Here is a 26,104-nt window from a genome sequence, read left to right on the forward strand (position 1 = left end):
ATATTTTTTAATTTTTTAGAATCCTACATTTAACCCTAAAGTTATTCCTCTATTTGAAGCCGTTGTCTGCGTATCCAAATCAGTCCATTTTACTTTTGTGAAAACCATACCTGGGTTGTTTACCTGACAGTACAATCTCAATTTAGAAAGTCCAAGGCTCTGTACTAATTCTTTATCGAAATGATATCCAAGAGAAATATTTCGCATTTTCAAAAATGAACCATTACGGTATCCTAAAATTGGATAATATGGATCTCCTGTTCCTGCAGAATAAATTGGTTTTTGATATTCGGCATTTATGTTATTGTCATTATAGTAGTTAATTGATCTTTGGCTTCCTTTTGCTCCTTCATTTTCACCTAAAGTATCATATAAATAACCCATTTTTCCGTAAACAAAGAATGTAAATTCGAAATTTTTATAATTGAAAGTATTCGTCATACCTACAATGTATTTTGGGTCTTTTGAACCAATAATCACACGGTCATTATTAGCATCAATTTTATAATCTCCGTTTTGGTCAACAGGTCTTGCATTACCAAAAGAGAAAATGTTTGAACCTGCAGCCGCATTGAATTTTGCCATTTCGGCAGCATCTTCAGGTTTCCAAATTCCGTTTGATTGGAAACCGTAAATTACGTTTTGAGAATTTCCAATGAATAAATTGTTGTTGATATCATCAAATTTACCATTTTGAAGCGAAACAATTTTATTTTGCTGATAAGAAGCACTAATATTCGTTGTCCACTCAAAATCTTTTGATGTAACGTTTACTGTATTCAAAGTCAACTCGACACCATGACCTTCTGTTTCACCAACGTTTTGATACGTATCTTTTACCCCAATAACTGTTGGTACACTGCTTTTTAACAATAAATCTGTAGTGTGGCTTGTGAAGTAATCCAACGCTCCAGAAACTCTATTGCTGAACAATGCGAAATCAAGACCATAGTTGAATTGCGCTGTTTTTTCCCATCCTAAATCAACATTTCCTAAAGACGTATTATTTACAACACCAGATCCGTTAGGATAAACGATACCAACTAATGGCGGTTGTGTTGCGTATGCAGGAACGGCAGCGTTTCCGGTAACACCATAACCAACTCTCATTTTTAATTGGTTGATCCAAGTAACATTTTCTAAGAATTTTTCTTTGTTTATTGCCCACGCCGCAGAAGCACTCGGGAAAAATGCCCATCTGTTCTCAGCAGCTAATTGTGAAGCTCCGTCATAACGTCCAGAAGCTGTAAGCAAATATTTGTCATTATATGAATAGTTCACACGTCCCATGTAAGATAACAAACCTGTATCTGTCAAACCAGAAGAATATCCAGCAAGCGTAACATTTGCAGGCGTTAAAGCATTCCATTTGTTTTCAGGATTTTTGATGTCATTTGCCGACATTGAACTGTTTTCATTATGGTATTCTGTTTGGCTCATTAACAATGTTCCTCCAACAGTGTGCTTTCCGAATGTTTTATTATACAAAAGCAAGTTATCTAATGTGTAAGAAATTGTTTTTTCGTTTGCAAGAGAAGCAAAGCTAGTTCCTGAACGAATAGCCGATTTTCCATCTAAATAAACGCCATCACGGAATGAAGTAAGATCTGGACCAAAGTTGATGCGGTATTTCAATCCATCAAGTTTTGAAGAAAGTGCACCTAAATCAAACTGCGCATATAAACTACCAAAAGCACGCAAAGTCACACGCTGATCTTGAGATAATTTGTATTCATCAACAGGAGTTCTAATCGTTGAATCTCCACCCGGGCTGTCAATTCTGTTTCCGTTGCTGTCATAAGGAACTGCGTAAGGAAGGTTTGTACGAGCCGTTGCATAAATTCCTGTTGAACTTGTAACCGCAGTTCTTCCCACGTTTGATTGTCCGTATTCATTAATACCATAACTCGTATTAAGACTTACGCCCATTGCAAACCATTTAGTTGGTGTAATATCAATATTAGCAGTACCGCTGTAACGCACGTAACTTTGTCCGAATAAAGTTCCTGTATTGTCTAAATATCCAAAAGACCCGTAACCTTTCATTTTTTCAGTTCCACCGCTAACGCCAATTGTATGCTGTTGCGTGATTCCTGTACGTGTTACAAATTTAGTCCAGTCTGTAGTTGCTACTTTAGAACCGTCCCAAGTTGTAGTCAGATTTCCGTTAGCATCTCTCCATCCTTTTTCGATATTTGCCCAAGCAGAAGGATCTGCAGAAGCCAAGAAAATCAACTTGTCATTGTCAATATTTGGCGCGTCTCCTTTAGGGAAAGCTGATGGGTTAGAGTAATATCTTCCCCAACGACGAAACTCGATATATTCTCCAGCTGTCATCATTGGTGCATTTTCATGAATGGTTTCCGTCATTAACGAAGTATCATAGTTCAGCGTAAATTTTCCATTTTTACCTTTTTTAGTTGTTACAATGATAACCCCGTTTGCTCCACGCGAACCATAAATTGCAGTTGCAGAAGCATCCTTTAAAACGTCGATTGTTTCAATATCAGTTGGATTCAAGAAATCAAGACCACCAGAATTAGGATCAACACTAATTTTTCCTGTAGTAGCATCTGTAACCAATCTTGAATTTAAAGGAATACCATCAACTACATAAAGCGGTGCATTTGAAGCCGAAATAGAACGAGCTCCACGAATTGTAATGCTTCCTACAGTTCCCGGACGTTCACTTGATCCAACATCAACACCGGCAGCCTTACCTTGCATCGCTTGTACAGCGTTTACAACTGGTCTAGATGCAATCTCATCAGCATTTACACTCACAATCGAACCGGTAAGATCCTTTTTCTTTTTTGTACCGTAACCTACTACGACTACCTCCTCAAGAGAATTGTCTTCTTCTTTCAACACCACATTGTAAACATTTCCAGCGCCAACAGTAATTTCTTGTTTTTTAAAACCGATAAAACTGTAGACAAGAATGTTTCCAGGAGCCGCATTGATAGAGTAACTACCGTCAAGGTCTGTACTAACTCCATTTTGGCTTCCTTTGATCAGTACGTTGACACCCGGAACTGGCAATCCTGTAGCGTCTTTGATAGTACCTTTGACTACTTTGCTCTGCGCGTAACCAGATGCATGCAATAATGCTAGCATGGCTATCAACAGCAGCACACTCAATTTGTTTTTCATAAAAGTTAAATTTGGTTAATTAATTAGTTACTCAAATTTATTTAGAAGTTAATTTCGTACTGTCCTGTAGTGTCCTGTAAAGCAATTTAGTACCATTCTAATTTACAGAGTTTTACAGCATTTATTTAAGTTTTTTTTAACCATAAAAATGCTTCAAACCCTTGATTTTCAAAGGAAAACTAAGGAAAAAACCTCTAAATGAGAATATCCAAATCAAACAATATTTTTTTTTTGGATACCATAATTTTATTCAAAAATTTTTATCGAATAAAAATTAATATCCGAAAATTATGATAATTTTCTCTAAAAAATGTAATCGATTGTATTTTTTTTTGAACAATATTTTTCCCTTAGTTTTTAAGTAACGATCTTTTACTATCAACTTAGGTCTAAAAGACAAAAAAAGCCGCCTCAAAAATGAGACGGCTTTCAAAAACAAAAATAAAAAGGTATTAGTAACCTGGATTCTGCCAAGCTGCTTTTTGTGCTGCAGATAAGTTTGAACCATCATCGTTCAATAATCCATCAATAAAGGTTTGAGGAATTGGACGTAGTTCGTGTTTTCCAGATTTGATATTTGGTGCTGCTTCCGCATTAAATGCTTTTGCACGCTTAATAAGAGTTCCAGTACGAGAAAGAGTTTCCCAACGTTGCCATTCTCCTAAAAGCTCACGAGTTGACTCGTTAAGGATAAAGTTGATAGCACGTTCTTTATCTGTTGCTGCTCCAATTTTAGCCATAACAGCTTCGTCTTCTGCAGGTAAATTATTAGGGAACGTTTTCAATGTCAAATCAGATGCTGCTGTTGTAACAGGCGTCGTTGGATTAGACAAATAATACGTATTCATATCTAAGTTTGAAGCCATAAAGTTTGTCGCTGATGAACCAGTATTCAACGGATTCACTTTAAACGCTTGCGAACCGTCATTATAGTAAGATCTGTTTTCTCCCGCTTTCCATTGTGCTCTTGCTCTTACCACGTTGATATCCTGCATTGCATTTCCATATTGACCAAGACGAGAATAACATTCTGCACGTACTAAATACGTTTCAGCAAGACGAGCCATGATAACATCACGGTGCGCATCACCTCTTTCAGCCGTACGAGAACCATCTTCCGTTTTGTTGATTCCTGCGAAGAAGTTACAAATTGGCTGATTTTTGAAATTTGGAGCAACATAAGTTCCGTTTTGGTACAATACAGAAGAGTTAGGAACATATTGTCCTTTTTTAGCAGTCAAAGTTCCGCTTGTCGGTGTTTGTCTTGTATTCCATTCTGGCAAACGTCCTGCTGCATCTGTCCAAGTTGGAGCCTGAACTGTTGCACCAAATTTAGCGCCATCATAAGTATTGTCATTTTTAGTATTCAAGATCATAACAATAGCCGGATCTCCAATTTTAACTCCAGATGGATTAGGCGTAATTACAGTATTTGCACCATAAACCGTTCTGAAAGTTTTCCACATACGAGCATCGTTTACGTGATCGAAAATTCCATATGTATATTCTGTTGGACGACAACGCTGAAAATCCATACTTCCAATCCAAACACCACGTTTAACCCATCCACCAGAAAAACTAGAAAACTGTGGTGCGAAGTAGCTGTAGGTACGGTTTCCGAAACGACCAACAGTTGCTGCATCACCATTATGACCAGCAGCCATCAAAATTTCATTCAGCTGCTCATTTGGACAGTCAATTCCTGTCCAGTTTGCGTATAAATCGCTATAGTTAGGCGTCAATGGTCCACGAGCAGTAATTGCATATGAACAAGCATCGATTGCTTCTTTAAGATCTGCATCTTTGTAAGCTGCGTTCCAAGAATCATTACGCTCTGAAGCACGGAATAATAAAGATTTTGCTAAAAAGTGAGCCGCTGTAGCTTTTGTCCAAGTAACTCCTTTTCCGTAAGTAAAAACTTCACCTTCAAAAAGACTGTACGCTTGACGGAAATCTGATATTACTTGCTCCCAACATTTCTCTTCTGTAGCACGCTCGTAGTTACGAACAACTCCTTCAATTGGTTTAGTTTGAAGAACAACTCCACCGTATTGTGCAACAAGTCTATAATAGTTGTATCCTCTTAAAAAGTAAGCATGCGCTAAACAACGATTTCTGATTTTTACATCTGAAATTACTTTATCCGCTTTAGCAATGATTGTATTACAAGATGCGATACCATAGTACATTTCGTCCCAAAGTGCATTCGGGTTCGTTGCATTTCCGTTTGCTGCTCCCGTTGCTGTTGAAGAACCTACTGGTCCAAAACGATTGTCGTAGGTATTCCACATTTCGTTAGTAAGATCATTTGCATTGGTAAACTCATCTGTACCATACAGCGTATTTCCGTAAGACCATTCGAAACCAAAATGCCAGCGAATATTTCCATAAAGCGATACTGTTAGAGCCTGAAGTCCTTCAGGTGTATCAAAATAAGCGGTCGAATATGCATTTGTTTGTTCTTCGTCCAGAAAGTCTTTCGAACACGAAGTAAAAGACAACCCCGCCATTAATAAAAGACCGATTCCTATATTTTTTATATTATTCATTTTTTTACTTTTATTGTTATACTTCAATTCGCCACAATTTATTAAAACCCAACTTCAACTCCCATCACAAAGCTGCGGTTGTAGTATGTTTTCTCTGTATCAAAGTCATACCATTTTAATGATTGGTAGATGCTTCCTGGGTTTACAGCTTGGATATAGAATTTCATGTTTGCCACTCCAACTTTATTTGCAACGTCTTTAGACAAATTATAACCCAAAGAAATATTACGAATTTTTACAAAAGATGCTTTTTGGAAACCAAGAAGCCCAGAAAATGGATCTGCAGAACCTGAAGTTGCTTGTCCTAAAATTGGTTTTTGGAATTCAGCACCTGGATTATCTGGAGTCCAGTAATCAGTTTCACGCTGGTTAGCATGAGCAGTTAAAGCCTCACCACCTAAAGAAGCAGTGTAACCTGCACGACCATAAAGGTTAATTCCTAAATCAAATCCTTTGTAAGTAAAATTATTATTCCATCCCATTGTATAATATGGATTGCTGTTTCCAACAACTACGCGGTCAGTACCATCCATTTTGTAATCACCATTTTGATCTTTTGGTCTTACGTTACCTGGTGTAAATTTGTAACCGTTAGCGTTCCATTTTGCCATTTCAGCAAGATCTTCTGGAGTATTTTGCCAAAGACCTTGATTGTCATATCCGTAACGAACTGCAATTGATTGACCAATGAACCATGAGTTGCTTACCATGTCTTGTGCACCATTTGCCAAACTTACGATTTCATCTTTCTGCCATGCTCCGTTTAAGTTAGTTTCCCAAGTAAATCCAGTAGCAGTTTGAATCGGAATGATGTTAAGCGTTACCTCCACACCATGATTTTTTGTTTCACCAATGTTAGAAACAATATATGGATAACCAGATACTGGCGGAATACTAACTTTTAATAATAAATCTTTTGTATCAGATTTATAAGTATCAATTGTACCACTGATTCTGTTGTTCAAGAAACTAAAATCAACACCTAAGTTGTATTGTGTCGTTTTTTCCCAACCTAAGTTTTTGTTAGGCATTCCTGTTTGAGTATCTGTGTAATATGGTTCATTTGTAGTAAAACCAATTGCATTGCTCTGACCATTGAAAGGAAGGAAAATTTGGCTGATGTTTCCTAAAGTTCCATAAGGATCAACTGAAGAGTTACCAGAAGTACCCATTCCTAAACGAAGTTTAAGATTTTTAATCCAATCAACATTTTTCAAGAATTCCTCGTTGTTAAGACGCCAAGCTAATGCTGCAGATGGGAAAAAGTCCCATTTGTGTCCTTCTGATAATTGCGTAACTCCGTCCCAACGTCCTGAAACTGTCAATAAGTAACGATTATCATAACCATAATTTGCACGTGCCATATAAGAACTGATTGCACGCTCTGTTAGACCTGAACTCATACGTGCATTGTTAGCCGCATTTGTTGCATCTACTGAACCCATTGCATTCCATAAGAAAGAAGGCTTAGGGATATTATTAGCACTCATTTCAGAAGTTTCAATATTCCAAGATGATGCTGTCTGCAATAAAGTCAAACCAACTTTATGCTTCGCTGCAAAAGTACGATCGTAGTTGATGATGTTGTCAACTGTCCAAGAAAAATCACGACGGTTTTTAAGACGTGCATAATTACTTCCCGCACTACCGTTTGCATTAATTTTTAATGATGATGTTCCATCAATATAAGCACCTTCTCTCCAACTACGGAAATCAGGACCGAAATTTAATTTATAAGTAAGACCTTCTAATGATTTTGACATTTTTCCAAAATCTAAATTAGCAGAAAAATTACCTAAGACACGCATTGTTTGCGATTGCTGCGTACTTTTTTCCCACTCATCCATGATCGTGTAAACTCCTGACTCACCACCCGGATTAATAATTGTATTTCCGTTTGCATCATAAGGAACTGCAATATTGTAAATTTGTTTAGCAGCATCATAAATTGCATTTGGCGAAGTTCCGCTTCTTGCACCTAAAGTTGACATACCAAAATCTTGCTCGCTCCAAGAAACATTGAAAGAAGCCGTCATTTTAAACCAATCCACAGGAGTGATATTTGACGTTAATTTTGCAGTATATCTTTTGTACCACTGCCCTTTTTGAGTACCTTGATTATCTAAATAACCAACAGAACCATAAGTATTTACTTTTTCAGAACCACCACTTGCACTAAGAACGTGCTCTGTGCTTACACCACCTTGAGTTACATAATCAGTCCAGTCTGTATTGGTTACTTTTGAAGCATCCCAAGTACCGCTTGACCAACCTTTCAATACGTTGTCTCTTGATGTTTGTCCATCTAACGCACTGTCAAAAATCAATTTATCATTTGCATAAGTTGGAGTCGCTGGATTAGCATATTTAGTTGGATCAAGGTTGTATGCTGCCCAACGTCTGTAAGTAATAAAATCAGATGCACTCATTGATGGCGATCTGTCCACAATTTGAGAAGTTGTAACTGTACCAGCATAGTTTAAAGTAAAACGGCCAGCTTTTCCTTGTTTAGTTGTAACGATGATAACTCCATTTGCACCACGAGATCCGTAAATCGCTGTTGCTGAAGCATCTTTAAGAATATCCATCGATTCAATATCTCTTGGATTTAAAGTTTCAATTGCAGATGCAGACATCAATGGCACACCATCTACAACATACAAAGGATCATTGCTTGCTGTTAAAGATCTATTACCACGAATACGAACTGTACCAAGGCTTCCTGGACGCTCGTTTGTTGTAATATCAACTCCGGCAATCTTACCTTGCAACGCTTCTGTTGCGCTCGAAACTGGTCTGTTCATCAATTGTTGCGCATTTATACTTGAAACTGATCCTGTAAGGTCAGATTTTTTAGCAGTACCGTAACCAACAACAACGATCTCATTAAGTTGAGAAACCTCGTCAACGAGTTTCACATCAATTTCTGATGCAGTACCAACTGTCTTTTCAACAGTTTTTGAACCAGTAGATGAGAAAACTAATACTTGTCCAGCATGTGCACTGATAGAATATTTACCATCAAAGTCAGTGCTTGTTCCCTGTTTTGTTCCTTTAATAAGTACATTTGCTCCTGGTATAGGCAGTCCTGCCGCATCAGTGATTGTACCTTTAACCACTTTGTTCTGCGCATAACCTGCTGTCTGCAACAGCGCAAACATGACCAAAATCAGCAAAAGACTAAATTTGTTTTTCATAAAAGTTAAATTTGGTTAATTAATTAGTTTATCCAAATTTATTTAGAACATAAGGGCACAGCATCCTGTAGTATCCTGTTAACATTCAGGATATTATATTGAAATTTATATTTTCTTTAACTCCAAAACAACTTCAACTATCTGATTTACAATGCAGAATAAGTGTAGATTCTACAAATAAATTATCAGAAATTTTAATTAATATTTTTTTTGCATTTGATAGTATTTATTTGTCAAAAATGCGAATTGAGAAAAAAATATGACAAATTTTTACTCTTTTGATTTTTAAGAAAATCAAATAAAACAGGACGCTACAGGATAGCAAATTGAGTTTCTACTTCTACTTTTACCTTATTACAACCATTAAAAAGTTGCTATTTTATACTTCTATACTTATATGAAGTAAGTAAATTAGTAACCGTTTTATAAAACTATTGAACCCTAACTAATGAAAATAACCAAATCAAACTTCCTTATTATATTATCCTTTTCTTGGATTCTAAATTCGGCAGCTCAGGAAACAAATTCGCCTTGGCCAAAATCTACAAATACAAATCAGCCGTGGGCGCGCTGGTGGTGGATGGGAAGTGCCGTTGATAAACCAAACTTAAAACGAAGCCTGACCGATTTTCACAACGCAGGAATTGGCGGTGTAGAAATCACTCCTATTTATGGAGTAAAAGGCGAAGAAAATAATTTCATCGATTACCTTTCTCCAAAATGGATGGAAATGTTGGATTATACTGTTCATGTTGCCGATAGTCTGCATATGCAAGTTGACATGGTTTTAGGAACGGGATGGCCATACGGTGGATCTCATGTTACGGTGCAAAATGCTGCTACAAAACTCATAATTGAAAAGTATGAACTGAAAAAAGACGAAACATTCGACCGAAATATTACTGTTGAAAATAAGAAAGAAAAAAATCCGGCCGACTTATTATATGTAGTTGCTTATGGAAAAGACGGTTCGTACATCAACTTAACAGATCAATTAAAAAAGAATCAGACAAAAATAAAAGACAAAGGAATTGACGGAAAATCGGTTGCAATTCCTGCTCAGACCGAGCCTAATAAATTAAAATGGAAAGCTAAAAAAACAGATTATACCTTATATGCTGTTTTCAGCGGAAAAACGGGACAACAAGTAAAAAGAGCGGCTCCAGGCGGAAACGGTTTTACTTTAGATCATTATTCTCAAGAAGCTCTTAACGCATATGTGGTTCCGTTTAACAACGCTTTTAAAGGACGCGAAGGAAAAATAAGAGCCGTTTTTAATGACAGTTATGAGGTTTATGGCACTGATTTTACGCCAAAATTTTTCGAAGAATTTCAAAAACTTCGTGGTTATGATCTCAAAAAAGAATTGCCTTTATTATTAAATGAAACGGATAGCGAAATTGGCAACAGAATTAGAAGCGATTACCGACAAACTATTGGTGATTTATTGCTGAATAAATTTGACAAACCTTGGACAGAATGGGCGCATTCGAAAAGTTTCAAAACAAAATTGCAAGCGCATGGATCTCCGGGAAATCTGATTGATTTATACGCTGCTGCAGATATTCCAGAATGTGAAACTTTTGGTTCGATGCCATTTGATATTCCGGGATTCAGACGAGAAAAAGAAGATATCCGCGAAGGCGATGCTGATCCAGTAATGCTTAAATTTTCATCATCGGCAGCACATATTTCTGGAAAAAATCTAGTTTCATCTGAGACTTTTACATGGCTTCGTGAACATTTCAAAGCAGCTTTATCGCAGTGTAAACCAGAAGCTGAGGATTTAATGCTAAGCGGCATCAACCACATTTTTCTTCATGGATCTACTTATTCGCCAGACAGAGCGGTATGGCCCGGATGGCAATTTTATGCAGCGGTAAATTTTAACGCAAATAATAGTATTTGGGAAGATGCTCCTTCTCTATTCTCTTATATTTCAAACTGTCAGTCTTTATTACAGCAAGGAAAATCAGATAATGAAATTCTACTTTACTGGCCAATTTTTGACACTTGGGACAAATACCAAAAAGGAACTTTATTTTTTGAATTCAAAATACATTCGCTTCAAGAATGGCTTCACCCAACTTCTTTCTATGCTTCGACCAAAAAGCTAATGAATAAAGGTTATGGCGTCGATTTTATCTCCGATAATTTTATTGCTGAAGCCAAAGTTTTAAACGGAAGAATCAGTCTTAATGGCACAACTTTCAAAGCATTGGTTATTCCTCCAACACAAAAAATGCCTCTTGCAACTTTGCAAAAATTGATTGAATTGAAAAAAGCTGGTGCAAATATCATTTTCGAAAGTCTGCCTCAATCTGTTCCTGGTTTTAATGATTTTAAAAGCCAAGAACAAGAACTTCAAAATCTATTAAGTGCAAACAGCGAGATTGTAAAACCATCTTCTGATGTTTTAAAAACTTTAGAAACTGCGCTAATATATCCTGAAACGCTTGTAAATACAGGCTTAAAATTTACAAGAAGAAATCTTGACGGCGAAAAAATCTATTATTTAGTTAATCATACTACGAAAACAATTGATGGTTTTATCCCAATTCAAGCTGGAAACAAAGAAGTTATAATTCTGAATCCGTTGACAAGAGAATTTGGAAATGCCATTGTACAAAAATCCGCCAATACAACATTGGTAAAAATTAAAATTGCTCCGGGCGAATCTTATTTTTTAAAGACCGAAAATACAGCTTCGCAGAAAAAATGGAATTATTATGAGCCAACTGCAGATGCTATTGCATTAAAAGGAAATTGGAAAATTAATTTCGACAAAGGCGGACCAGAATTGCCTCCAAGCGCGACTATTTCAAATTTAGAATCTTGGACAACATTAGGCCCACAAGCAGAAGCTTTTTCAGGATCAGCGACTTATACTTTAGAATTCAACAATCCGAATGCCAAGACAGAAAATTGGAGTTTAAATTTGGGCGATGTCCGCGAAAGCGCAAAAGTTTGGGTAAACGGCGAATTTATAGGAACAGCTTGGTCAGTTCCGTATCAATTAAACATCGGGAAATTAAAATCAGGAAAGAATATCTTAAAAATTCAGGTGACGAATCTTTCTGCAAACCGTATTCGCAACAAAGAAATAAAAGGCGAAGAATGGAAGATTTTCTATGAAATAAATATGGTGGACAAAGATTATAAAAAATTCGATGCAACAAAATGGGCTCCAATCCCATCAGGGCTTTTAGGACCAATCACAATCACACCATTAAAACAGCAAAACTAACTATTAACTAAGAATACAAAAAATGAAAAAATTATCCTTATTCTTCTCAATATGCTTTTTGTATACGTGTACAATAAGCGCCCAACAGCCATTTGATAAAAAGGCTGTTTTAAAACAAATGATTTTGGCTAATGACTATTTCATGCAAAAATGGCCAGAAACAGGCAAAACAATCATTACAAATAAAGAACGTCCAAGCAACATCTGGACGCGTGGTGTTTATTATGAAGGATTGATGGCGCTTCATGAAATTTTCCCAAAAGAAGCTTATTATGATTATGCTTATTCATGGTCCGAATTCCACAAATGGGGTTTCAACGGAGGGAACACAACCCGTAATGCCGATAATTACTGTGCTGCGCAAACCTATATTGATTTATATAAGTTGGAGCCAGATGCTAAGAAATTAAAAAACACAAAAGCAAATATCAATATGCTTTTAAATACGCCTCAATTAGACGATTGGTCGTGGATTGACGCGATTCAAATGGGAATGCCGGTTTTTGCAAAAATGGGCGTTTTAGAAAAAGACAATCGCTATTTTGAAAAAATGTACCAAATGTACATGTACTCACGAAACAATCATGGCGATCATGGATTATTTAATCCAAAAGATGGTTTATGGTGGCGTGATGCCGATTTCGATCCTCCGTACAAAGAACCAAATGGAAAAAATTGCTATTGGAGCCGTGGAAATGGCTGGGTGATTGCCGCTTTAGCGAAAGTGCTTACTATTATTCCTGAAAATGCGCCACACAGAGATCAATATGTAAAAGATTTAAAAGCGATGGCTGCGGCTTTAGTGCCAATTCAAAGAGCTGACGGTTTCTGGAATGTGAGTTTGCATGATCCAACAAATTTTGGAGAGAAAGAAACTTCTGGAACAGCTTTATTCGTGTACGGAATGGCACACGGAGTCAACAGCGGTATTTTGAAAAAAGAGACGTATTTACCTGTAATTCAAAAAGCTTGGGATGCAATGATAAAAGAAAGTCTGCATACTAATGGTGCATTAGGCTTTTTGCAATCAACAGGTAAAGAACCTAAAGACGGCCAGCCACTTTCGTACGATAAATTTCCTGACTTTGAAGATTACGGTTTAGGATGTTTTTTACTTGCTGGTTCGGAAATATATAAAATGAAATAATGAAAAAAACACTCTTATTTCTTGTTTTAATTCTTTTTAAAACCGCGATATTTTCTCAGGAATTTAAGAGAGAAAAATACAACTTCAATTCCGATTGGAAACTAAAAACCGGAGACTCTAAAAATGCAGAGTCTCTTGGTTTTAATGATAATTCCTGGAAAAAAATTACGCTTCCGCACGCCTACAATCAGGAAGAAGCTTTTGAAAAAGATATTGATCATCTTACCACCGGAATTGTCTGGTACAGAAAAAAATTCAAACTTCCAAAGGGAATCAAAGACCAAAAAATCTTCTTGGAATTTGAAGGAATTCGTCAAGCCGGAATCATTTATATCAATGGGCAAAAAGTGGGAATGCATGAAAATGGCGTGATGGCTTTTGGACTTGATATTTCAAATTTCGTTAAGCCTTTTCCGCAGGAAAATATAATTGCTTTACGAATTGACAATGACTGGAAATACAAAGAACAGGCAACTGGCGCTCCTTATCAATGGAATAACATCAACTTCAATGCAAATTATGGCGGAATTCCGAAGAATGTTTTTCTGCATATTACCAGCAAATTATACCAAACACTCCCACTCTATTCTACTTTAAAAACGACAGGAGTTTACATTTATCCTTCACAAATCGATATTCAATCTGAAAGCGCCATAATCAATGCAGAAATGGAAGTTCGCAACGAATTTCAAGCAGCAAAAAATGTTGAATACAATGTTGTTGTTGAAGATTTAGAAGGCAAAAAAGTAGCTTCTTTTTCTGGCGAAAAAACTACAATTTCTCCGAATGAAACTAAAATTTTAAAAACTAATTCTCTACTAAATAATCTTCATTTTTGGAGTTGGGGATACGGTTATTTATACACGGTAAAAACCATTTTAAAAATCGACGGAAAAATTGTTGATGAAGTTGCAACCAAAACCGGTTTTAGAAAAACAGCTTTCGCCGAAGGACAATTTTGGCTGAATGACAGAGTTTTGCAGGTAAAAGGTTACGCACAAAGAACTAGCAATGAATGGCCCGCAATTGGAATGTCTGTTCCTGCTTGGCAGAGCGATTTCAGCAATAAATTAATTGTTGAAGGAAACGGAAATTTAGTCCGCTGGATGCATGTTACGCCTTGGAAACAAGACATCGAATCTTGTGACCGCGTTGGATTATTGCAAGCCATGCCAGCCGGTGACGCCGAAAAAGATGCTCAAGGCGATACTTGGAAACAACGTGTAAACTTGATGCGTGATGCTATTATTTACAATCGAAATAATCCAAGTATTGTTTTCTACGAAAGTGGCAATGAATCGATCAGCGAGGCGCATATGCACGAAATGAAAAGTCTGAGAGATACTTATGATCCTTTTGGCGGACGCGCAATTGGCTCCCGCGAAATGCTGGATAGTCAAGAAGCCGAATATGGTGGTGAAATGCTTTACATCAACAAAAGTGCACGAAAACCATTATGGGCGACTGAATATTCCAGAGACGAAGGTATGCGTAAATATTGGGACGAATTTTCACCTCCTTTTCATAAAGAAGGAGATGGACCTTTGTATCGTGGCGCTTCAGCATCTGATTACAATCACAATCAAGACCGCCATGCTATTGAAGATGTTGTGCGCTGGTACGATTATTATAGAGAAAGACCCGGAACCGGAAAACGAGTAAATTCTGGCGGTGTAAATATTATTTTTTCCGATTCAAATACACATCATCGAGGTGAATCGAATTATAGAACAAGCGGTGAAGTTGATGCCATGCGAATTCCAAAAGATGGCTATTATGCACATCAAGTTATGTGGGATGGCTGGGTTGATGTTGAAAAACACCGAACACATATTTTAGGACATTGGAATTATGCAGAAACTGTCGTTAAGAATATTTACGTAGTTTCTACAGCACCAAAAGTAGAACTTTTTGTAAACGGAATTTCGCAAGGTTTTGGAAAAAGAAACAGTGAATTTTTATTTACTTTCGAAAATATTGCTTGGAAATCGGGAACAATAAAAGCTATTGGTTATGATGAAAATGGAACTATTTTAAGTCAAGATGAAAAAACAACCGCAGGCGAACCATCTCAAATCAAACTAAAATTAAATACACAGCCACAAGGAATGCAAGCCGATGGTGCTGATACTGCATTAATTGATGTTGAAGTACTTGATAAAGACGGAAATCTTTGCCCAATAAGCAATAATATGATTTCATTTTCAGTGAATGGTCCAGCAACTTGGCTTGGTGGTATTGCGCAAGGCCCAAAAAACTACATTCTTTCTAAAGAAATTCCGGTTGAAAATGGCGCCAATCGAATAATGATTCAGTCTTTGGCGAAAACCGGAAAAATAACCATTTCTGCAAAATCGGAAGGACTAAAGTCGGCTGAAATATCTTTTGAAACTAAAGCGGTAAATTCTGCTAACGGTCTTTCTTCAGCATTGCCAGGGAAAAATCTGCCATCGAATTTAGAACGTGGACCAACACCGAAAACGCCTTCATACACACAAAAAAGAATTCCGGTAAATATTTTAAATGCAGTTTCTCCTTCAAACAACAACGATACGTACAAAAGTTATGATGACAACGAATTAACCGAATGGCGAAATGATGGAAACATTGAGACAGGATCTATAACTTATACGCTTTCAAAACCATCAATTGTTAATGAAGCAGTTATAAAATTTACAGGTTGGAGAACTAAAATTTATCCGATCAGAATTTTAGCTGATGGAAAAGAAGTTTTTAAAGGAAATACAACGCAAAGTTTGGGTTATATTAAGATTCCACTGGAGCCCGTTTTAGCCGAAAAAATAACAATCGAATTGATTGGTTCCAACACCGAAAAAGACGGATTTTCAAAAATTGTTGAAGTAGATCCAACAAAAGAACTAGATTTATATAAAGATAAAACATCGGTTGATGCGACCGGTCAATTACGCATAGTTGAAATAGAATTTTATGAAAAAATCAAATAATTTAAATCGTCTTAAAGCTTCATTGCTTTTCATTTTTTTATCATTGACAATTCCGGCGCTTTCGCAGAAAAAAGAAATGCCACTTTGGGATAAAATTCCAGACGAAATAGTTTCAAAAGAATATTCTGAAGAAGTAGATCACAAAAATGAACTTTCAGAAGGTGTCCGAAAAGTAACTTTGCCAACACTTACAGCTTACTTCGCAGATCCCGAAAAATCTAATGGAACATCGGTTATAATTTGTCCTGGAGGCGGTTACGGAATGCTGGCAATCAATAAAGAAGGTTTCAAAGTTGCAGAATGGTTCAATAGTTTGGGAATAAATGCGTTTGTTTTGAAATACAGATTACCAAGCGACTTAATCATGAAAAACAAAACTGTTGCTCCACTTCAAGACGCTCAGGAAGCTGTAAGACTTGTGCGAAGAAATGCTGTAAAATGGAAATTGAATCCGAATAAAATTGGTATCATGGGCTTTTCAGCCGGAGGACATTTGGCTTCTACCCTGTCAACACATTACAATGACAAAGTGTACACGCCAGCTGATACAACAAGCGCCAAACCAAATTTTTCAATTTTGATTTATCCTGTAATTTCCATGCAGGAAGGCATCACGCATCAGGGTTCTAAAGATAATTTATTAGGAAAAAATGCTTCAATTGAAATATCCGAAAAATATTCGAACGAAAAACAAATAACCGCCACAACACCAAAAGCATTTTTAGTTCATGCCACAGATGACAAAGCCGTTCCGGTTGAAAACAGTATTAATTATTATTTGGCACTAAAAAAAGAAAAAATATCAGCCGAAATGCATTTATATGAAAATGGAGGTCACGGCTTTGGTTTAGGCGTAAAAGGAACAAACGCAAACTGGCCAAAAGATTGCGAAAAATGGCTAATTGCAAACAATTACACCTTAAAACCTGACGGTTATGTGTTTACTTATTTTAAAGGAAATGGCGAAGACGGATTACATCTTGCTTATAGTGAAGACGGCTATAAATGGAATGCTTTAAAAAATGACACTTCATTTTTAACTCCAGAAGTCGGAAAGGACAAATTAATGCGTGATCCTTGCGTCATTAAAGGCGGTGATGGCTTATACCATATGGTTTGGACAGTAAGTTGGACTGACAAAGGAATTGGTTATGCTTCGTCAAAAGATTTGATTCATTGGTCAAAACAAGAATTTATTCCGGTAATGGCGCATGAAGAAAAAGCTAGAAATACTTGGGCTCCAGAAATTACTTATGACGAAAAATCAAAAGAATATATGATTTACTGGGCTTCTACAATTGATGGCAAATTTCCAGAAACAAAATCGGAGGAAGAAAAAGGATACAATCACAGAATCTATTATACCACAACTAAAGATTTTAAAAAGTTTGCCAAAACCAAATTACTATATGAACCCGGTTTTAATGTAATTGATGCTTCGATTGTAAAACAAGAGCAGCAATATGTTATGTATTTGAAAGATGAAACACGTAATCCAGTTCAAAAAAACATCAAAATTGCTACTAGCAAAAATTTAACTGGACCATACAGTCCGGCGAGCAAAGCCATAACAGGTGATTATTGGGCTGAAGGTCCGACAGCTATACAAATTGACAATAATTGGGTTGTTTATTTTGACAAATACACTCAAAAAAAATATGGTGCAGTAAAAGAAACTTCTAAAGGTTGGGAAGATATTTCAGAGCAAGTCAATTTTCCTGTTGGAACGCGTCATGGCACTGTAATAAAAGTTTCTGCGGATGAAATTGCTGCTTTGAAAAAAGAATAAATTAGCATTAAAACAAAAAGCAGGATATTGAGCAACCGATATCCTGCTTTTAAAAAATAAACATACACAAATTCAAATATCAAACTATTTTCTTTTCAGCTACATTAAAAAAAACATTGCTTTATATAGATTTTGAAATCGAGTTTCAAAAATTGAGTCGCTTGAAAAAACTTCTTCTTGTTTTTTAGTTCCGATTAAATTCTTTTTAAAATGCGATTTTAATTCACTTATAATTTCAGATCTAGTTTTAGCATTATCTAGCACAATTAAATTACTCATATCATTTAAAAAAGATAAACTGCCGTATAATTGTTTATTAAATAGGCAGACTAACACATGCAACCCTTTCTTCTCTATTTTTAAAAATTCCAACAATTCAGTTTTATCATAGACAACAAATATTGAACGATTAAATTTTTTAGAATAATTCTCGTTAGTTAGAGAAAATAATTCTTCTGAAAAATCAAATTCATCTTTGAATCTTCGTTTAAACATTTTTAAAAAAACACCTTTATTATCTCGTACCAATACTTTTTCTTTTTCCATAATGCAATAAAAATTTTTCTTATTTGTAATTCCACGTCATCAAAAAGCCATCTACATTATTACTAATCAAACCTTTAAACAACTTGACAAAAATAAAAAGAGCAAGCAGCCAACATTTATAGAATAAGACAAAAAAGAGTTGAAATAAGTTTTTTTAATCTCAATAAATCTTAATACAAAAAATCAGGTCATAATATTCTATGGCTTCAATTACAAAATCTTCTTAAAAAGAATACTAATTGTTAGTGCACTCGATATAATAGTCATTTTATCTTCTACCGTACTGCAAATTTCCTCGACTATTATACTATATTTATTATAGGACAAAGAAATTGTTTCATCCAAGTTTTTTTCTTTTTGCTTTTTTTCACACAAAACATTTCGGGCAACCGCGATTATCGTAAAGCAAAAATCTTTCTTATTTCTATCAATTGCAGCGATAACTTCATCCGCAGCATTCATTATTTCCAGATTTCTTTTATAAAAAGATTTTTTTTGTCTAATACTCCCAATTTTTTTGCCATTTGTATCTTTTATTACAACTATGCCACAAAATAAAAAACATTCGCGTGATAAAGATGCATTTAAAACACCATTAGCATTTCTTATTTCAAATGAAAAAGGAAGGAATTTGAATCTTATTATTTTTTCTAGAAATGTCTTCCTTTCTGTTATAAAACCAATACATTCGCGTTTATCATTGTAAATCCTAAACTGGTTAAGGAAATGAGATTTTTTCCTTTTTCTATCAATCAAATATTTTTTTGTGTCAAAAAAAATTTTATTCATTAAATCATTATTATTCTGCCTTAAATGCAATACAAATGAGTTGTTGTTTGGTTTTCTAGGCAGGTTAAAAAAATACAGAAATAAGATTATAACATTTCACAATCGCACAGCTATCGATTTTAGCAGACTTTCGTAATATGAGTAACTTTTTGCTCCACAAAAGCTATAAGCTCATTCATATTCCGTCTTTTATCTCCTTTATTAGATATTGAAATTATATATCCATTTCTCTCTTTTACGTATAAAAAAAAGAAATCTTTAGTTAAAATTGCCTTTTCAATCTGGCTCCATTTATGTGTTATTTCGCCTACCGGAGACTGCACATAAATAAATGAATTGGTAAAATTGAACTTGTATTTTTTAATGAATAAATCGAATTTCTGCAGCTTCTTAATTAATTGAAAAATCAGGCCGCAGATAGTGCTTACAACTGAATATTGAAACAGCAAAAAAATAATTACAAGCACCAAATTTTTAATAATCCAAATGATGTAATCACCATCTTTTTCTAAACTAAAAAAGTTCAAAAAAATAGCCGCGATTAAAAATATACTTGCAAAAATGCGTATTCTTTCTTCCCATAAATTCTTAAAATACATTTTATTGAGCCTTCGAATTTCTGTAGCATTTAATTCAAATTCAAGAGAAAATTGTGTGTCGTTCATAGCAACTAAAATTGAAGGATTAATTTTGTTTTTATTCATCGTAAGAATGAATGAATAAAATTAACTCAACTTTGAGTACTCAATTAACCAATTAAGCTATTAAAAAGTCAGAATAAGACATTTTTAAACAGTAAGATGTATTTCCTTCAAAAAAAAAGAGAAACACAAGGTTTCTCTTATTAGTACATTCGATCGTTAAAATCTATTTTTCTATTTGATTTGTTTTTTTAATTTATCAATTGAAGGATCTTCTAAAAGCTTGATTTGATTAACTACGATCTGCGCTATTGCAGTTGCTCCTTTCAAGGAAAGATGTGTGTCATCGGCTTTGTCTTTATCATAATACGGATTTTCACCTGCCTTAAAATGCAAATGCAATTGTTTTGATTTTTCTGGACCATAAGACTGCTCCAGCAATTCAGTGTAATATTCTAAATCGATAAAAGGCACATTGTATTGCTGCGCCACCAATCTGGTTTCTAAAGGATAATCACCATGTGTAGGCACCAAAACACCTTTTTCGTTAAAATTACGTCTCGCAATAGAAGTCAGCAAAACTGGAATTGCTCCTTTTTCACGGCTTTCTTTTATGAATTTAATCAAATTATATCGATATGCAGTATGCGGATTTGTATAACGCGTAGAATCTTCAATTTTTTCGTCATTATGTCCAAATTCTATAAAGACATAATCGCCTTTTTTAAGTTTTTTATAAATTGAATCCCAACGTTTTTCATTGATAAAACTTTTAGTGCTTCGTCCATTTACAGCTTTGTTTACAACCGTAATGTTGTCATTAAAAAATGGTTGCAGCACTTGTGCCCACCCGTGTTCTGGATTTCGGTCTGGATCTTTTTTGTTCGCCATTGTTGAATCTCCAATTGTGTACAAAGTCGTTTTTTGTGCAAAACATGCCGTTGAGATAAATAAGGCAATTAGGATATATTTTTTCATTATTGAATTCTTAGTATTAGATTTTAAATTGTGATTTTATAGTTTTCCTTCAACTTCGATTAAGATGATAAATTATTTTGCTGAAGTTGGAATTGTTGCTCGCTTGCCAATAAAAACATCACTCATTGTTACATTTTCGGCATTTTCATTTGAAATAGCGTTTTTTGCTTCTTTGATTTCGATCTTATTCAAATGTACATTCCTGACTTTTTTAGTTGGAAATCCCTGAATAACAATTCCTGATTCTGAAGCTTTATTGCAGGTAATATTCGAAAAATAAATATTGGAAATATCGGATTGAAAACCACTACCCTCACCGTGATAATTTGCCGTAATATAAAGACAGTCCTCTACTTCATCTAATTGAATATTTCGAACAAAAACATTTTTGATAAAACCTCCTCGATCAGCATTAGTTTTCAAATAAATACCTCGTTTTAAATAGCCGACTGTTTTACAATTTTCAACAAAAACGTTTTGAACTCCAGCCGACATTTCGCTGCCTATAACAACACCATGAAGCCCTTTAAAATTGCAATTTCTGATGATTATATTTTCACTCGGCGTTGCGCTATTGGCACGTCCTTCATGATCTCTTCCCGCTTTTATAGCCACATTGTCATCGCCGTTATTAAAGGTCACATTTTCAATTAAAACATCTTTAGAATATTCTGGATCGACACCGTCATTATTATAGTTTAAAGATTTATAACTGATTCCGCGAATCGTAACACTTTGTGATTTAAGCAAATGAAGACACCAAAACGGAGAATTCTCGATTCTGATATTTTCTACCAAAATATCCTTGCAATTAAAAAACTGAATCATCTGCGGACGCAAAAAATAACCTTCTCCAAACTTTCTATCATTTAAAGGAACATTATTATGGTTCATTTCCCGACTTCTATTTTTCCCTGCTTCTTCTTTTTCCTTAAAACTTTTCCATGTTTTTCCGCCTTCACCATCAATAGTTCCTTCGCCAGTTATAGCAATATTCGAGCAACCATTTGCATAAATAAGCGGACTGTAATTATAAAGCATTGTGCCCTCCCAGCTTGTTAAAACCATCGGGAGATAATCTTTTGGGTTATCGCTGAATTTTATTTTCGCACCTTTTTCTATTTTAAGATTAACGTTGCTTACAAAGTGAATTGGGCCGTTGATTTTATAAATTCCTTTTGGTACTAAAATCGTTCCTCCGTTATTCTTTTTGCACAATGCCATTGCTTTATCAAACGCAGGTTTGCTGTCTGAAATCGAATCTCCTTTTGCGCCAAGTTTTATAACATTTATTTGATATGCAGGAATAACTGGCAACTGAATTCTTTTGACAATCGAATCCACTTTTGCCGATGGAAATACAGCATTTTGTGCAAACGAAAACGTCGAAATCAGCAAAAAAAATAGGTACTTAAAATTCATCATAATTACATTTTCAAATCAGAAATTATTTTGAATACCAGCCCGATAAATCGTCTTCCAAAATATTCTCCTGTGTATATTTTTCGGCTTCAGTTTTATTTAATTGATGCGACCAATAAACTCTTTTCGCAGGCTGAAAACCATCACCTGTACAATTATATTCGGCATAAAATGCATTTTTCTCTGCTTCAGGTTTTGACCAATTTTCCCAGCCTTCTGGTCTGATTTGTTTTCCTAATTCACAATTTAAGAAAACCGTTTTTGCATAAATACGCCAAGGTCTTCCTAAATAAACAGCATCTGCAGATGGCTCAGCTGTTAACTTGCAATTTTTGAAAACAAAACCAAAAGGAGTTCCCTCTGGTGTTGATGCCGCAGTGATATATGAGTTTTTAATGCTATGGATTTCGCAATTGTCAAATAATGCAGTCGCACTTCCAAAAATAAAATCAGTTGTACCTTCAATATAGCAATTTACAAAATACTGTTTTGCGTCTTTTCCTGATAAATACAACGTATCCTGATTTCCTAAAATAAGACAATTTGTAACCTTTGCACGATTCGCAACAATTGACAAAGCAATACCTTGACCATTATCGCCCGACGCATTTTTTATGGTTAAATTTGATGCCGAAAAATCATCTCCTTCAACTAAAACCGTGTACGTATAAAAAGTACTATTTCTGCCTAAATTGATTTTCGAAAAATTATCATCAAAAGTAATAATCGTTTTTTCTTTGCTTTCTCCTTGCAAAACTACATTTGTGTTCCATTCTGGAATGCGAACTTTTTCATTGTAAATTCCGTTTTTAATCGAAATCGTAATTTTCTCATAAGGAAAAGCCGGACAAGCATAAACTGCATCCTGAATTTTTGTAAAATCACCTGAGCCATCCTGAGCTACGGTAATCAACGTTACATTTTTTTTATCTGAAGAAGAGACTTTTGTCCCATTTTTAACCGCCCAAGCAGGATATTTTTTCAGAACTTCTTTTGGCGCATCCGAATACCAAGAATAACCGTTTCTTCTCTCAGAACCAATTTGATCCAACGATTTCTTCTTGATTCCGTCGCGATCACAAAAAAATGGTTCATTAGTTTCTAAATCCATAAAACGTGCCCAAATTGGTCCTCCGTTTGTTACTGGAATCATTTTTTTATCAATGATTTTTCCTTCGTCATTCAGAATTCTTTTTTCTTCTAAATTGGTGATTTTCGTTTTTTCAAACCATTCCACAGCACTTTTTACCGAAGTAACAATTTCACGCGAAGGTTTATCTATTGACATTAAAAGCAAAACGATTTTTGTGGATTCGTAACCGCTTAATGAAGCCAGCTCAAAAGCTCTAGCATTTGCCGGAGCTAAAGTAAATTCATCATGCTGCGCGCACCATGCTGTTAAAACTCCTTTTTGTTTGTATTGTGTTTTTAAAATGCAGTCAATTCCTTTATCAAAAGCTTTCTTTGCTTTTTGAACCACTTCTTTTGATGGTTTAATGCTGTAAAAATCAGTTTCTTCACTAATTTCTTTCATTATATTTAAGATGTTCACCATCGAATCATCATTATACGTAATGTGCGTATAATATCCTTTTTTAATCGGATAAAACTGAGGCCAGCCACCGTTATTGTATTGCGCTTCTAATAAATAATTCAAACCTTTTAAAAACGATTCTTTATATCTTTCATCTTTTACTTGTGCATACATTTTGGACATAAAAAGCATTTCTTGACACGTCGCACCATTATCAGTTGTAGTTTCTAAGGCTGTTTTTTTAAGTGCGATCAAATCTTTCTTTTGCTGATCGGTCAATTCGTCCTGCATTGCAATATTTTTTGGCCATCCACCAATATTTCTTTGATAAAGCAATACGTTTTCTGCTACTTTTTTAGCTTCTTCTGTTCCAAACCAAGCAGCATCGTGTTTCCGAATTACATCTGGCCAGGTTTTGTAATTACTTTGCGCATTCAAACCAAAACTTAATGCGAATAAAAGAAGTGCTATTGTTTTTCTAAATTGAATCATTTTTATCTTATTTAGTAATTCTAAACCAATCAACTGCAACATTTCCTGAGTCATTTGTAATTTTTTCGCTCAAGGCAAAAAGTCCGACTTTGGCGCCAATCCATTTTCCTTCTTTTGAAGTGAAATCATTACCAATTGGCTGATATTTTTTATCATCCAGACTATAATAAAAACTGCAGATTCCTCCTTTTTTTATCTTAACTCTTAGATAAATTGTATTGTTAGAAATTAAAATCGGATTGGTTTCACTTTCTTCTATTTTCTTATCAAAAGTTCCAGTTTTCTGATTCAAATACAGTTTTCCGTTATCATTTTTCAAATTCAAATAACTGTAATCCAATCCCATGATGATTAAACCGGTTGTTTCCCCATTTAGTCGAGTGTTGAAAGTCATTTTTGCAGTTGCAGTAAATTCTTCTGCAGGGAATTTTTGAAGAAGTAAATTCGGCGCTTCAAAAATTTTCTTACTGTCTTTAATTGTGGGAACGCAATACAAATTAAAATATCCCAAACTTGTTGGAAAACCCCAATTGTTTTGAGCATTTGCTTGCCATTGCCATTGCAATCCTAATTTTGGTAAATTAAATTCGTCTGATTCTGCCGGAGTTTCAATCGGATATTTTTTACCAACATTTGGCTTTTTAAACGTTGTTACAGGTTCGCCAATTCCGTTTTTATCAACATCTATTCCCATTACAGGCCAGTCGTTTTCCCATTTCATTGGCTGCAAATGAACGATTCTTCCGTAAGCGCCTTTGTCCTGAAAATGAATAAACCAATCTTCACCCGTTTGTGTCTGTACCCAAGCACCTTGATGCGGACCATTTATTGCAGATTTTCCTTGTTCTAAAACCTTTTTCTTTTCATATGGACCAAAAACATTCTTAGATCTTAAAACAGTTTGCCACCCCGTAGAAACTCCTCCCGCGGGAGCAAAAATGTAATAATAGCCATTTCTTTTATAGAATTTAGGACCTTCAATTGTTCCTTCGCCGTCATGACCGTCAATAACCATAACTTCATCATTGTTTGTAGCAGTTCCTTCGGGATTCATACTGCAGACAACCAATAAACTTTTAATTTTTGCACGGCTTCCTGCAAAAGCGTGAACCAAATAAACTTTGCCGTCATCATCCCACAAAGGACTCGGATCTATTAATCCGCTCCCAGCTTTAACCAAAACAGGCTCAGACCAAGGCCCCTCTGCTTTTTGAGCTTTTATCATATAGATACCGAAATCAGGATCTGGATAATAAATATAAAATTCATTGTTATGAAAATTTATGCTTGGCGCCCACACTCCGTTTCCGTGCTGTACTTTATCGAACGTTTCTGTTGGAGTTTGCTTAATTAGCGCGTGCCCAATAATTTTCCAATTCACCAAATCTTTCGAATGTAAAATTGGCAAACCCGGAATACAATTAAAAGACGATGCTGTCATGTAAAAATCATCACCAGCTCTTACAACATCAGGATCTGAATAATCAGCATGAATAATTGGGTTTTTATAAGTTCCGTCTCCATTGTCTGGTATCCAGACTTGTGCTGTATTCTTCTGTATTGAGAATATTGACAATAATAGAAAAAGACTGTTTTTTATTCTGTTCATTTTATATGCATTTTTTGTCATTTCGACGAAGGAGAAATCACAATA

The 26,104-nt window shown here is 35.3% G+C and carries 14 protein-coding genes; 4 read left to right on the forward strand and 10 right to left on the reverse strand.

The features are described from left to right. Positions 1-15: 15 nt before the first annotated feature. The 3 genes from FND99_RS15780 to FND99_RS15790 form a co-directional block, all read right to left on the reverse strand. Positions 16-3,153, reverse strand: coding sequence for a SusC/RagA family TonB-linked outer membrane protein (locus tag FND99_RS15780; protein WP_144338904.1), 3,138 nt, complete (start codon positions 3,151-3,153; stop codon positions 16-18). A gap of 452 nt (positions 3,154-3,605) precedes the next feature. Continuing rightward, positions 3,606-5,702 (reverse strand): RagB/SusD family nutrient uptake outer membrane protein, encoded by a 2,097-nt coding sequence (locus FND99_RS15785; protein ID WP_144338905.1) that lies wholly within the window; start codon positions 5,700-5,702, stop codon positions 3,606-3,608. Between the two features lie 41 nt (positions 5,703-5,743). Beyond that, positions 5,744-8,899, reverse strand: coding sequence for a SusC/RagA family TonB-linked outer membrane protein (locus FND99_RS15790; RefSeq protein ID WP_144338906.1), 3,156 nt, complete (start codon positions 8,897-8,899; stop codon positions 5,744-5,746). Positions 8,900-9,347: 448 nt separating this feature from the next. Here FND99_RS15790 and FND99_RS15795 point away from each other — a divergent pair, with 448 nt between their 5' ends. From FND99_RS15795 to FND99_RS15810, 4 genes are read left to right on the forward strand one after another with little or no spacing between them, the layout of a single operon-like run. Continuing rightward, entirely contained in the window at positions 9,348-12,146 is a 2,799-nt protein-coding gene (locus FND99_RS15795; RefSeq protein ID WP_144338907.1) for a glycosyl hydrolase, read from the forward strand. Between the two features lie 22 nt (positions 12,147-12,168). Beyond that, on the forward strand, positions 12,169-13,293 hold the full coding sequence (locus tag FND99_RS15800) for a glycoside hydrolase family 88/105 protein (RefSeq protein WP_144338908.1): 1,125 nt from the start codon (positions 12,169-12,171) through the stop codon (positions 13,291-13,293). Then, a complete protein-coding gene (locus tag FND99_RS15805) occupies positions 13,293-16,259 on the forward strand; it encodes a glycoside hydrolase family 2 protein (protein ID WP_144338909.1) in 2,967 nt (988 codons plus the stop codon). The genes FND99_RS15800 and FND99_RS15805 overlap by 1 nt, the downstream gene beginning before the upstream one ends. After that, positions 16,243-18,048 carry a prolyl oligopeptidase family serine peptidase gene (locus FND99_RS15810; RefSeq protein WP_144338910.1) on the forward strand — a complete coding sequence of 602 codons (1,806 nt, stop codon included), beginning with the start codon at positions 16,243-16,245 and terminating at the stop codon, positions 18,046-18,048. The genes FND99_RS15805 and FND99_RS15810 overlap by 17 nt, the downstream gene beginning before the upstream one ends. A gap of 99 nt (positions 18,049-18,147) precedes the next feature. Here FND99_RS15810 and FND99_RS15815 read toward each other — a convergent pair whose 3' ends face one another. From FND99_RS15815 to FND99_RS15845, 7 genes are all read right to left on the reverse strand, one after another. Further along, a complete protein-coding gene (locus FND99_RS15815; protein ID WP_144338911.1) occupies positions 18,148-18,594 on the reverse strand; it encodes a hypothetical protein in 447 nt (148 codons plus the stop codon). Between the two features lie 210 nt (positions 18,595-18,804). Further along, positions 18,805-19,383 (reverse strand): hypothetical protein, encoded by a 579-nt coding sequence (locus tag FND99_RS15820; protein ID WP_144338912.1) that lies wholly within the window; start codon positions 19,381-19,383, stop codon positions 18,805-18,807. A 119-nt stretch (positions 19,384-19,502) separates the two neighbouring features. Then, a complete protein-coding gene (locus FND99_RS15825; RefSeq protein ID WP_162615565.1) occupies positions 19,503-20,048 on the reverse strand; it encodes a YcxB family protein in 546 nt (181 codons plus the stop codon). 210 nt (positions 20,049-20,258) lie between these two features. Beyond that, positions 20,259-21,002, reverse strand: coding sequence for a rhamnogalacturonan acetylesterase (locus tag FND99_RS15830; RefSeq protein WP_144338914.1), 744 nt, complete (start codon positions 21,000-21,002; stop codon positions 20,259-20,261). A gap of 72 nt (positions 21,003-21,074) precedes the next feature. Then, positions 21,075-22,427 carry a glycoside hydrolase family 28 protein gene (locus FND99_RS15835; RefSeq protein ID WP_246074230.1) on the reverse strand — a complete coding sequence of 451 codons (1,353 nt, stop codon included), beginning with the start codon at positions 22,425-22,427 and terminating at the stop codon, positions 21,075-21,077. A 22-nt stretch (positions 22,428-22,449) separates the two neighbouring features. Then, entirely contained in the window at positions 22,450-24,450 is a 2,001-nt protein-coding gene (gene pelA / locus FND99_RS15840; protein WP_144338915.1) for a pectate lyase, read from the reverse strand. Positions 24,451-24,457: 7 nt separating this feature from the next. Beyond that, entirely contained in the window at positions 24,458-26,059 is a 1,602-nt protein-coding gene (locus FND99_RS15845) for a glycoside hydrolase family 43 protein (protein WP_144338916.1), read from the reverse strand. Positions 26,060-26,104 lie beyond the last annotated feature (45 nt).

It is taken from the genome of Flavobacterium daemonense, from assembly GCF_007341385.1.
GTDB classification, from domain to species: Bacteria; Bacteroidota; Bacteroidia; order Flavobacteriales; family Flavobacteriaceae; genus Flavobacterium; species Flavobacterium daemonense.